Genomic DNA, 12407 nt, shown 5'->3' on the forward strand with positions numbered 1-12407 from the left:
TCAATCTGCTTTACGCACCGCATGGCGGGCAAGTTGTTGAAACACATCATCCATCGTCTCCACACCAAACTGCTCTTTCAGTCGAGTCGGTGTATCCAGCGCCTTGATCTGTCCGTCTACCATAATCGATATCCGGTTACAATATTCCGCTTCATCCATGTAGTGTGTGGTAACAAAAACAGTTATTCCCCGATCGGCTGCCTGATAAATCAGTTCCCAGAATTGTCTGCGGGTAGCAGGGTCCACTCCTCCGGTCGGTTCATCCAAGAACACAATCTTCGGTTCATGAAAGATAGAGACAGAAAAAGCCAGCTTCTGCTTCCAACCCAAAGGAAGGCTTTTTACCAGTGTATTCCGTTCGTCTGCAAAGCCGAGGCGTTCTAACAATTCCTCTGTCTTTTCTTCAATTTCCTTATCCTTCATTCCATAGATCCCGGCAAAAAGGCGGATATTCTCCCACACTTTAAGATCTTCATACAAAGAGAATTTCTGGCTCATATATCCGATATGCTTTTTTACCTGTTCAGCTTCGCGGAAGATATCATAACCGGCCACCTTGCCTACCCCCGATGTCGGACGGCTCAATCCGCAAAGCATGCGCATTGCAGTTGTCTTACCTGCTCCATTGGCTCCAAGAAAACCGAAAATCTCTCCGCGTTTCACCTGAAAAGAAATATGGTCGACTGCCGTAAAATGCCCAAAGCATTTAGTCAGCTGATCCACTTCAATAACAGGAACTGCCATATTCTGCGCTTCCTCCCGTTCCAAAGGTGGCGGACAAAGAATAGAAGCAAATTTCTGAAGAATCCGTTCGGGTGTATCAATCCCATGCACCTGTCCATGATTAATAAAAGCAATCCGGTCACATTGACGAGCCTCATCCATAATAGGAGTTGAAACAATAATTGTAATCCCCTGCTTCCTTAAATTACGGAGCATCTGCCAGAATTCTTTTCGCGACACGGGATCTACCCCGGTAGTCGGCTCATCCAGAAATAAAATATCAGGTTTGTGAATCAGAGAACAACTTAACGCCAGCTTCTGCTTCATACCTCCTGACAAAGCTCCTGCCCTTCTTTTTTTAAACGGCTCAATCTGCTGATAGATATCTTTAATCAAATCATAGTTTTCCTGTATCGACGTATGAAAGACTGTCGCAAAAAACTCCAGATTCTCCTCCACAGAAAGATCCTGATAAAGCGAGAATCTTCCGGGCATATACCCTACTTTCGTGCGAATCAACTTGTAATCCGTCACCACATCCAGTCCGTTGACAATCGCCGTGCCTTTATCAGCCAGCAATAAAGTAGTCAGAATACGGAATAAAGTACTCTTACCCGCCCCATCGGGACCGATCAGCCCAAAAATTTCTCCCCGCTCTACTGCAAAGGAAACCTCTTTCAATGCCTCTACTTTCCCGTAGTTCTTACTGACTCCCTTTACAACAACTATGGATTCTCCTTTTTCCATACCACACCTCCATACATACCAATCTTCAGCGAACCGTCATTTTTCACGGCAATCTTTACCGCATATACCAGATTGGCACGTTCATTTTTAGTCAGGATAGTTTTGGGAGTAAATTCCGAACGGTCGGAAATCCAGGTGACCACACCGGGATAAGCTTTCTGTTCCGAATTTCCATAATCGGAGTACACAGTCACTTCATCTCCCAGCTTCACCTGAGACAATTGTTCTGAAGTGACATAAGCCCGCAGATACATCCGGTCAATCTCTCCCACTTTAAACAGCGGCTTGCCAACAGATGCCAGTTCTCCCGCTTCCGCATATTTAGCCAGTACCGTACCTTCGATAGGCGACAGGATATGACATTTGTTCAACTGATCTTCAACTTGTACCACTTGTATACCGACCGAATTTCCTTGTTCCGTCAGGCTGTTCGTACTATTCAGCAATGATGATTCCTGTGCAATCAACTGTCGCTGAAGCAAAGCGATCTGCGAATCCCAGTCGTCCAGCTGTTTCTGGTTAGCAGCTCCGGCAGCAAGCAGGTTCTCCACCCGTTTCTTTTCCCGTTGAGCCGTAGCTATTTGTTGTTTGGTAGCAGCTATCTGCTTTGCCAGGTCGGGACGTTGGCTCTCTACCGACTTCATACTTGCTTCCAGTTGCAGCTTCTTCAGATATAATTGGACGGTATCTACCAAACCGACTTCTTCACCGGCTTTCAGCCTTGTTCCTTCCTCTACTTCCAGTCGCAGCAATTTTCCTGACGCTTCAGCAGAAACGGTCACTTCCGTAGCTTCAAATGTTCCCGTTGCATCATAGTCGGGCACTCCATTCCCACAGGCAGCAAACATCCATACCGCCATCCCGTATATTCCTATTTTTGTCATTCGTTTCATATCCGAAAGATTTTATTAATGATTAGTAGTATATTTCAATTGATAAATGCTCATCAGCCGTTGAATCTCATGCATTGCTTTCGCCTGACGTGCAAGGCTCTCATTCGTCAGTTCCCTAAGCATCTCGGTCACCGTCAGCGTACCATTTGCAACTTTGGCCTCCGCAGCCCGACGAATATTAGTACGCAACCGGATAATTTCATCATCATCCTGCATCTGTTTTTCCAACGAACGGATAGACTGATCTTGCTGTGTCATTTCCAGTCGTGTATTAAAAAGAAACACATCCCGATTGCTGTCCAGTTGTTTCCGTTTATTTTCAATCACACGGCGGTCGTTCTTCAGCGTATACAGACTCCCGAAATTCCACGAAAGCCGGACGCCTGCAATATAATAAGGAGAAAATTCATTCTTCAGCATATTTAATCCCGGATTACCATAAGCTCCCTGCACAAACAAGCCAAAATGAGGGAGATGACGCACATTCAATGCTTTCTCCTGCACCTGCAATCCCGTTCCCTGTGCATCAAACCATGACAGTTCCGGTCGGCGAATGTCACTGACAGCCGAAAGTTCGTTTTGCGGAACAGGCTTTTCAAACACAGTCTCCTGAGAAAGTACCTCTCCTACCAACAACGAAAGCATCTTTAAATAAGCCATGCGCGAAGAAGTCAACTCCACTCTTTTCTGGCGAGTATTCAATTGCTCCACTTTCACAGCGTCCAGATCAGCCTGATTGGCAATCCCATTTTCTACATAAGCCGTAATCTGACGGAAGTTCCTTCCCAGCTCGTCTTGCAACAAGGCATTCTGAGCCAACTGTTCATCCAACATCAGAATTCCAAAATACAGATCATTCACATGGCTATTCAACGAGTACATATCCACGTTCAACTTTTCTCTGTTGATCTCCGCTTCCGCTTCAGTCTGCTTCTTCTGCATCCGGATTCCTCCGCCATCCCATATCTGCTGTTGTAACTCCAACATCACCTGATATTGATCCTTAGACATTCCTTTGATATCCACTCCGGGAATGGCAACAGGTAACTCCGTCACCTCGCTTTGATAAGACGCTTTTGCCGAAAGAGCGAACTGGGGCAAGTATCCTCTCGCCGCATTTTCCAAATTATATTCTTTCGTCTTCTCTATCAAATCATACTGACGCACCAACGGATAGTTGTCCTGCGTTTTCTGCTGACATTCTTCTAATGTTATACGTCTCGCCTGCCCATACATTCCCGTCACAAAGAGCAAGAGCGAAATACTAAAAATGATTCTTTTCATACACCTGTTTTCTATGAATTCTTCAAAAGACAAAGATAGCCGTTTAAGCGATAGCTTCACATTCCGATAGTTGGGAAATATGTCCCGTTAGTTCGATTTATCCTAAAAAAGGAGAAGATTTTGAGGCAATTTCTTATCTTTGCCGGAAAAGAGCAAAGGGAATGGAACAGAAAGAACCTATGGAATTAGGCCTCCAGCTACTGAAGGATATCAATATAGTACGTCACAACGAATTTCGTTTCATCAATGCCGAGTTCGGGTTTGTAACGAGCTTCTCGAAAATGGAAACGACCATTTTCAAAATCGGACAACCTTACCGGTTACAGGAAGGCCGTATCGCAATCATTACCAATGGACGGGCACGAGTTCTCATTAATCTGATCGAGTATATCTTTCGTCCTAATTATATCTCTCTGATCGCCCCGGGCTCTATCATACAAATTATAGAGACCTCCCAAGACTTTGATGCTCATATGATGGCGATAGAGCATAATTTCCTGCCAGTATCCGGTAAAGAAGAATTCTTTGCCCATTTCCTCCAACGGAAAAAGAATCTGCTGCTTCCACTGACTACCACTGAGCAGGTACAAATAGAGAATTTTATAACAGTCATGTGGGATGTATTACAAGAACCTGTATTCAGAAAAGAAGTAATCCAGCATCTATTGGCAGGATTACTATATAATATAGAATATATAGCCAAAAACAAAGGACAGTCCGAGTCGAGCCCATTGACACATCAGAACGATATTTTTCAACGTTTCATCTCTTTGGTCAACACTTATAGCAAGACAGAACGGAACGTCAGTTTTTATGCAGACAAACTTTGCCTTACTCCCCGTTATCTGAATACAGTGATCCGGCAAGCCAGTCAACAAACAGTAATGGACTGGATCAACCAGTCCATTATACTAGAGGCAAAAGTGCTGCTCAAACACAGCAATCGCCTTGTTTATCAAATTTCTGATGAATTAAACTTTCCCAATCCGTCCTTCTTCAGCAAGTTCTTTAAGCGAATGACAGGAATGACGCCTCAGGAATATCAAAAGAATTAAGGATTACTTTGAGAATTCCTTTATTCTCTGTTCCTCATCCAGTTTGCAAATCAGCAGTGTCTGATCCTTCTCGGCAATGATATATCCATCCAGTCCCTGAATAACAACACGCTTCTCTTCACTGGTATGTACGATACAATTCTTGCTTTCATACAGACGGACATCGGGACCTACTGTAGCATTTCCTGATTTATCTTGCGGCAACAGTCCACGAAGCGCTCCCCATGTCCCTAAGTCCGACCAGCCAAAAGAAGCCGGGAGTACATAGATTTCCTGCGCCTTCTCCATGACCGCATAGTCTATAGAAATAGCTTCACAGGTAGGAAATAGCTTTTTAATCGTTTCGTTTTCCTTCTCTGTATAGAAATCCGGGAAAATACGGTCGAAGATTTGCGCTATACCCGGAGCATATACACGCATCACAGAAGTGATAGTGCGTACATTCCATACAAAGATTCCCGCATTCCAAAAATAGCCACCTTCGGCAAGATATCTGTCAGCAGTCTCCCTATCCGGTTTTTCCTTGAATGCATCTACAGTAAAAATCTCCTTGTCAGTCATGATAGGATCTCCGGCGGCAATATATCCATATCCGGTTTCCGGACGAGTCGGTCTGATTCCCAGTGTCACGATAGCACTGCTGTTGTCAGTAAAACGAAGAGCTTTCTCTACTACCCGGCGAAATTCTCCCGTATCAATGACCAATGCATCCGATGGAGTCACCACCACATTGGCATTCGGATGTTTTTTCTTTATTTTCCAGCAAGCATAAGCGATGCAGGGAGCCGTATTCCGCGCACAAGGTTCTGCCAGAATATTACTTTCAGGAATCTCCGGCAACTGCTCCCGGACAATATCAATATATTTCTCGGACGTCACTACCCACACATTCTCCCGTGGGCAGACACCGTCAAAACGATCAGCGGTCAGTTGAATCAACGTACGTCCACATCCCATTACATCAATAAACTGTTTGGGACATTCCGGTGTGCTCATCGGCCAAAAACGGCTGCCGATGCCTCCGGCCATAATTACGATATGATTATCCATGCTCATATTACTCCCCTGTTTTTAGAATATTTTTGAATTGATTGCGCAATTTACACCAATTTGTCCAATCATGCAACTAATGCGCATTAAAAAAAATTCTTACCCGCTTCCTTCAAAAAAGATAGTGTCACTATCACGTTAGTATACTGTCACTATCACCCTGCGATAGTGACAGTATACCGACAGGATAGTGACACTAAAAAAAGCTGTCCCTGAGTATACAGGAACAGCCTTTTCAACTTATTATACAACAACTGATTACATCTTATTTATATTCTTCCCAGCTCTTGATGGCAATATCATCCACAGTCATCGTACAGAAGGCGTTGATAAATGCGCTTGCCAGACGGGCATTCGTAATCAACGGAACATTCAGGTCAATAGCTGCGCGACGGATTTTATATCCATTGTCCAGTTCTCCGGCAGTCAGATTCTTCGGAATGTTGACCACCATGTCGATTTCTTTATTATGAAGCATTTCCAGCGCTTGTGGATGTCCCTCCTCACTCGGCCAGTAGACAAGCGTACTCTCAATACCATTCTCCGCAAAGGTTTTATGAGTACCACCGGTTGCAAATAGCTTGTATCCTTTGTTTACCAACATGCGCGCCGCATCCATCATATCAGCTTTCTGCTTCATTGTACCTGTAGAAAGCAGTATGTTCTTTTTAGGAATGCGGTAGCCGACAGACAACATAGCTTTCAGCACAGCACAGGAAGTATCACTTCCGATACAGCCGACTTCACCCGTAGAAGCCATATCCACTCCCAATACAGGGTCGGCTTTCTGCAAGCGGTTGAAAGAGAACTGCGAAGCCTTTATTCCTACATAGTCCAGTTCAAACAGATTCTTTTCCGGTTTCTCCACAGGAAGTCCAAGCATCACTTTGGTAGCCAGTTCTATGAAGTTTATCTTCAGCACCTTGCTGACAAACGGGAAGGAACGGCTGGCACGCAAATTACACTCGATCACCTTGATATCATTATCTTTTGCCAGATACTGGATATTGAACGGACCGGATATATTCAGCGCCTTGGCAATCTCACGACTAATGCGTTTGATACGGCGGACAGTTTCGACATACAGTTTCTGCGGCGGGAACTGAATGGTAGCGTCACCGGAGTGCACACCGGCAAACTCAATATGTTCGCTGATGGCATAAGCTATGATCTCGCCATTCTGCGCGACAGCATCCATTTCCACTTCCTTCGCATGTTCGATAAACTGGCTTACTACCACCGGATGCTTTTTTGATACATTAGCAGCCAGCTTCAAGAAACGTTCAAGCTCTTCCTGATTGGAACAGACGTTCATCGCAGCCCCCGAAAGCACATAAGACGGACGAACAAGAACCGGAAACCCGACTTCATCGACAAACTCGTTGATATCTTCCAACGATGTCAACTCACGCCAGCGTGGCTGGTCTACGCCGATACGGTCGAGCATTGCAGAGAATTTTTCGCGGTCTTCGGCATTGTCAATGCTCTGGGCGCTTGTTCCCAGTATGTGGATATTCTGAGCATCCAGACGCAAGGCAAGGTTATTCGGAATCTGACCACCGGTAGAGACAATGACACCATGCGGATTTTCCAGTTCAAGAATATCCATTACCCGTTCGAATGTCAGTTCATCAAAGTAGAGACGGTCGCACATATCATAGTCCGTAGATACCGTTTCCGGATTATAATTGATCATCACACTGCGCCAGCCTTCTTTGCGAATGGTATTCAGAGCCTGTACGCCGCACCAGTCAAATTCTACAGAAGAACCGATACGGTAGGCGCCGGATCCCAACACGACAATAGACTTATGATCACCCAGATAATGTACATCATTTGCCACTCCGCTATAAGTCAGATACAGATAGTTGGTCTGTGCCGGGTATTCGGCAGCCAGCGTATCGATCTGTTTTACAACCGGAAGAATGCCGGCAGCCTTCCGATATTTGCGGATATACAGGCTTCCATCTTCCATATCACCTTCATAACCAATGGCACGGGCAATCTGAAAATCAGAGAAGCCCTGTTGCTTCGCTTTTCTTAATAGAGAATGGACAAATGGCAATTGACAATTGACAGTTGACAAATGACAATTACCTTGCGGATCTTCGATTGCATGCGCTTCTTTTTCTTTCCTCATTGTTAATTGTCCATTGTCCATTGTCAATTGACGAAGCTCCTTGGAGGTTTGCATGATATTCATCAACTTCTGGAGGAACCATTTGTCAATCTTTGTCAGTTCATGCACCTGATCGATGGTATATCCTGCCCGGAAAGCTTTCGAAATTACAAAAATACGTTTATCGGTCGGTTCGCGCAATGCCTTATCGAGATCAGAAATAACCAGTTCCTTGTTTTCTACAAAGCCATGCATTCCCTGTCCGATCATGCGCAGTCCCTTCTGAATAGCTTCTTCAAAAGTACGTCCGATGGCCATCACTTCCCCTACCGATTTCATGGAAGATCCCAATTCCTTGTCTACACCATGGAATTTTCCTAAGTCCCAGCGAGGTATCTTGCATACGACATAATCCAGTGCCGGTTCGAAGAAAGCGGAAGTAGTCTTTGTCACAGAGTTCTTCAAATCAAAGAGTCCGTAGCCGAGTCCTAATTTGGCTGCTACAAAAGCCAACGGATATCCGGTTGCTTTAGAAGCCAAGGCCGAAGAACGGGAAAGACGGGCATTCACTTCAATCACCCGATAATCTTCCGATTCGGGGTCGAAAGCGTACTGAACATTACATTCGCCCACAATACCAATGTGACGGATGATACGTATCGCCAGTTCGCGGAGTTTATGATATTCACTGTTAGTCAGCGTCTGGGAGGGAGCAATAACAATTGATTCACCGGTATGGATACCCAGCGGGTCAAAGTTCTCCATATTACAAACCGTGATACAGTTGTCGAAACGGTCGCGCACCACTTCATATTCTACTTCTTTCCATCCGCGAAGCGATTTCTCGACCAGCACTTGCGGAGAGAAAGAGAAGGCTTTTTCTACCAGCACATCCAGTTGTTCCTCATTATCACAGAAACCGGAGCCCAGACCACCCAATGCATAAGCGGCACGGACAATGACCGGATATCCCAGTTCCTTCGCAGCACGGCGCGCATCTTCTGCATTTTCTACAGCTTCACTTTTAATGGTCTTTACATTAATTTCGTTCAGTTTCTGCACGAAGAGTTCACGGTCTTCCGTGTCCATAATGGCCTGTACCGGAGTACCGAGCACTTTAACATTATATTTCTCAAGGATTCCTTCTTTGTATAAAGCAACGCCACAGTTCAGCGCAGTCTGTCCGCCGAATGCCAGCATAATACCCTCCGGCTTCTCTTTCTGAATCACTTTTTCCACGAAATACGGAGTGACCGGAAGGAAATAAATTTGATCTGCTACTCCTTCAGAGGTCTGTACCGTAGCAATGTTCGGATTGATAAGAATGGTTTCAATCCCTTCTTCTTTCAAGGCTTTGAGCGCCTGCGAACCGGAATAGTCGAACTCACCGGCCTCACCGATTTTTAAGGCACCGGAACCCAGCAGCAATACTTTCTTTATATTTTCTTTCATGATGGTCGGTTATTTTAGCAGGTTTACAAATTCGTCGAACAAGAATGCCGTATCCGTAGGACCACTCGCAGCTTCCGGATGGAACTGTGCGGAGAACCAGGGATTTTTCTTGTGCCTGATTCCTTCGTTGGAGCCATCATTCATATTGATGAACAGCGGTTCCCAATCTGCACCCAGCGTATTGTTATCCACGGCATAACCATGATTCTGTGAAGTAATGAAACAGCGTTCCGTTCCTACCATGCGTACCGGTTGGTTATGGCTGCGGTGTCCATATTTAAGTTTGTAAATCTTTGCCCCTCCGGCTTTCGAAAGCAACTGGTTTCCCATGCAGATTCCAAAGATAGGAAGTTTCTCGTTTGCCATTGCTTTGCGAATATTCTGTACAGCTGCATCGCAGGTATCCGGATCACCCGGTCCGTTGGATATAAACAACCCGTCAAATTCAAGTCCGTTGAAATCATAGTCCCATGGTACGCGAATAACTTCCACATTCCGTTTCAGCAAGCAACGGATTATATTTGTCTTGACTCCGCAATCCACCAGAAGTACTTTTTTCAATTGACAATTGACAGTTGACAATTGACAATTAAGCTGCGCAATGGGCATGGTTAATGGAAAAGAACGGGATGTCCCGTCAGGAAGATAGGAAATTATTTCTTTGCAGGAAACACGGTCTACGTAATTCACGGCAGCGTAATTGTCAATTGTCAATTGTCCATTGTCAATTGGATTGTCGAAGACAATCTTTCCCATCATCACTCCGTGTTCACGAAGTATTTTGGTCAGTTCACGCGTATCGATGCCCGTGATACCCGGCACTTGTTCACGTTTCAACCATTCACCCAAACTTTCCACTGCATTCCAGTGGCTATATTCATAAGAATAGTCACTTACGATAATCGCTTCCGCATGTATTTTCTCACTTTCCATAAAAGTGGCGAGTCCATTCGGTTCGATGGTAAAAGGAGGAACTCCATAGTTTCCTACCAGAGGATAGGTAAGAGTCATCAGCTGTCCGGCGTAGGAAGGGTCAGTGAGGCTCTCCGGATATCCGGTCATGGCGGTATTGAAAACTACTTCGCCCGCCACCGGCTTCTCGTAACCAAACGACTTACCGGAAAACCGGCTCCCGTCGTCAAGGATTAATGTCACATTTCTCATTCTTATTTCTGAATCGTTGTATGGTTGTTAGAATTGATACATCTGCTCAATGTAGTTGATGAATGCCTGATTCACCATTTTCACACCACCCGGCGTAGGATAATTGCCACTGAAATACCAGTCCCCCAGGTGGTTCGGACAGGCTTCATGAAGCCCTTCCAACGGTTGGTAGACAATTTCCACTTTGGCTTTCGTTCCCTTCGGTGTCAGCAGTTCCACCATTTTGGCAGATATTTCTTCATCCGTAAATGGGGCATAAATTTCTTTCACATAGTTTACCATCTGCTCTTTCGGCAAGCCGACCTGATCTTTGGACTTCCGGTAAACCGCAGCAATGACATCTTTCATATCACGTTCTTTCAACAATTCGATGGCCGCTCTGAAAGCGATGAACTCGCTCATCTTTGCCATATCGATCCCATAATAATCCGGGTAACGAACTTGCGGTGAAGAGGATACAATCACTATCTTCTTCGGACCAAGACGGTCGAGAATACCGATAATACTTTGCTTCAAGGTAGTACCACGCACAATACTGTCATCGATAATCACCAAATTATCGACACCGGAGACAAGGCTTCCGTAAGTAATGTCATATACGTGAGCAGCCAGATCATTCCGACTGTTTCCCTCTGCAATAAAGGTACGGAGCTTTATGTCTTTTATAGCCACTTTCTCACTGCGGATACGGCGGGAAAGAATAACTTCCAGCTCCTCCATACAGGGATTGTGTCCCAATGCAGCAATCTGGCGTACCTTTTCTTCATTCAGATAATCATCCAGCCCCTGCAACATTCCGTAGAAAGCAACTTCAGCCGTGTTGGGGATAAACGAGAAAACGGTATGATCGATATCGTTATGAATGGCTTTCAAAATTCTGGGAATCAGTTTTTCTCCCAAAAGTTTTCTTTCTTTATAGATATCGACATCACTTCCACGGGAGAAGTAAATACGCTCAAAGGAGCAAGCGCGTCTTTCGCGTGGCTTATTGATCTGCGATGTCCGTAGCTTGCCTTCTTTACTGATAAGCAATGCCTGTCCGGGTTGCAGTTCTTTGATTTCTTCCACAGGAACATTCAGAGCTGTCTGAATCACCGGACGCTCGGAAGCCAATACGGCAATTTCATCATCCTGATACCAGAAAGCCGGACGGATACCCCACGGGTCACGGATAGCAAAAGACTCGCCGCTTCCGGTAAGACCGCAGATCACATATCCCCCGTCCCACTCACGGCTGGAAGTACGCAGCACGTTCGCCAGCTCGATATGTTCTTCTATATAGTGAGTGATCCCCATGCCCGTCAGTCCTTCGGCTTCGGCAAGATTGAAGAGGCGTTCCACTTCACGGTCAAGGCGATGGCCTACCTGTTCCAACATGATATAGGTGTCGGCATACTTACGGGGATGCTGTCCGATAGCGGTGATACGGGCAAATATTTCATCGACATTCGTCATATTGAAGTTTCCGCAGAGAGCCAGATTCTTGGCACGCCAGTTGTTTCTTCGCAAAAACGGATGTACATAGGAAATTCCGGATTTTCCGGTGGTGGAATAACGCAGATGCCCCATGTATGCTTCACCGGCAAAAGGTAAAGTACGTTTGGCGAAAGCTGCATCATGCAATTGTTCGGGAGTCAGGTCTTTAAAATTACTTTGTACGTTTTCAAAGATTTCAGTGATAGCACCGGAACCTAATGCACGTTCACGAAACATATATTCTTCACCCGGATTTGCTTCCAGTTTCACACATGCCAGTCCTGCTCCTTCCTGTCCCCGATTGTGCTGTTTCTCCATTAACAGATAGAGTTTGTTGAGACCGTACATCCATGTTCCGTACTTTTTCTCGTAATACTCCAGAGGTTTGAGCAGCCGTATCATGGCAACGCCACATTCATGTTTCAATTGTTCCATCTAATTTAT

Annotated in this window: 8 protein-coding genes; 1 reads left to right on the forward strand and 7 read right to left on the reverse strand. The window is 45.3% G+C overall.

Going from position 1 to position 12407, the window contains the following annotated elements:
• From K6V30_RS19005 to K6V30_RS19015, 3 genes are read right to left on the reverse strand one after another with little or no spacing between them, the layout of a single operon-like run.
• Nucleotides 1-1470: an ATP-binding cassette domain-containing protein gene (locus K6V30_RS19005; protein WP_010538405.1), complete on the reverse strand. Its 1470-nt coding sequence runs from the start codon at nucleotides 1468-1470 to the stop codon at nucleotides 1-3.
• Entirely contained in the window at nucleotides 1449-2363 is a 915-nt protein-coding gene (locus K6V30_RS19010; protein WP_022301887.1) for an HlyD family secretion protein, read from the reverse strand. Before K6V30_RS19010 ends, K6V30_RS19005 begins: the two co-directional genes overlap by 22 nt.
• A 15-nt stretch (nucleotides 2364-2378) precedes the next feature.
• Nucleotides 2379-3647 carry a TolC family protein gene (locus tag K6V30_RS19015; RefSeq protein WP_055269711.1) on the reverse strand — a complete coding sequence of 423 codons (1269 nt, stop codon included), beginning with the start codon at nucleotides 3645-3647 and terminating at the stop codon, nucleotides 2379-2381.
• Between the two features lie 161 nt (nucleotides 3648-3808).
• On the opposite strand from K6V30_RS19015, the gene K6V30_RS19020 reads away from it, so the two are divergent.
• Nucleotides 3809-4702, forward strand: a complete 894-nt coding sequence (locus K6V30_RS19020; protein WP_010538408.1) for an AraC family transcriptional regulator — start codon at nucleotides 3809-3811, stop codon at nucleotides 4700-4702.
• Nucleotides 4703-4705: 3 nt separating this feature from the next.
• On the opposite strand, the gene K6V30_RS19025 is transcribed toward K6V30_RS19020, so the two are convergent.
• The 4 genes from K6V30_RS19025 to K6V30_RS19040 form a co-directional block, all read right to left on the reverse strand.
• Nucleotides 4706-5752 carry a mannose-1-phosphate guanylyltransferase gene (locus K6V30_RS19025; RefSeq protein WP_029425597.1) on the reverse strand — a complete coding sequence of 349 codons (1047 nt, stop codon included), beginning with the start codon at nucleotides 5750-5752 and terminating at the stop codon, nucleotides 4706-4708.
• 265 nt (nucleotides 5753-6017) lie between these two features.
• Nucleotides 6018-9323 carry a carbamoyl-phosphate synthase large subunit gene (gene carB, locus K6V30_RS19030; protein WP_055269709.1) on the reverse strand — a complete coding sequence of 1102 codons (3306 nt, stop codon included), beginning with the start codon at nucleotides 9321-9323 and terminating at the stop codon, nucleotides 6018-6020.
• Between the two features lie 9 nt (nucleotides 9324-9332).
• Entirely contained in the window at nucleotides 9333-10487 is a 1155-nt protein-coding gene (gene carA, locus K6V30_RS19035; protein ID WP_010538411.1) for a glutamine-hydrolyzing carbamoyl-phosphate synthase small subunit, read from the reverse strand.
• Between the two features lie 27 nt (nucleotides 10488-10514).
• Nucleotides 10515-12398: an amidophosphoribosyltransferase gene (locus tag K6V30_RS19040; protein ID WP_055269707.1), complete on the reverse strand. Its 1884-nt coding sequence runs from the start codon at nucleotides 12396-12398 to the stop codon at nucleotides 10515-10517.
• Between the last annotated feature and the right edge of the window lie 9 nt (nucleotides 12399-12407).

This window comes from Bacteroides faecis (assembly GCF_020091505.1).
Taxonomy (GTDB): domain Bacteria; phylum Bacteroidota; class Bacteroidia; order Bacteroidales; family Bacteroidaceae; genus Bacteroides; species Bacteroides faecis.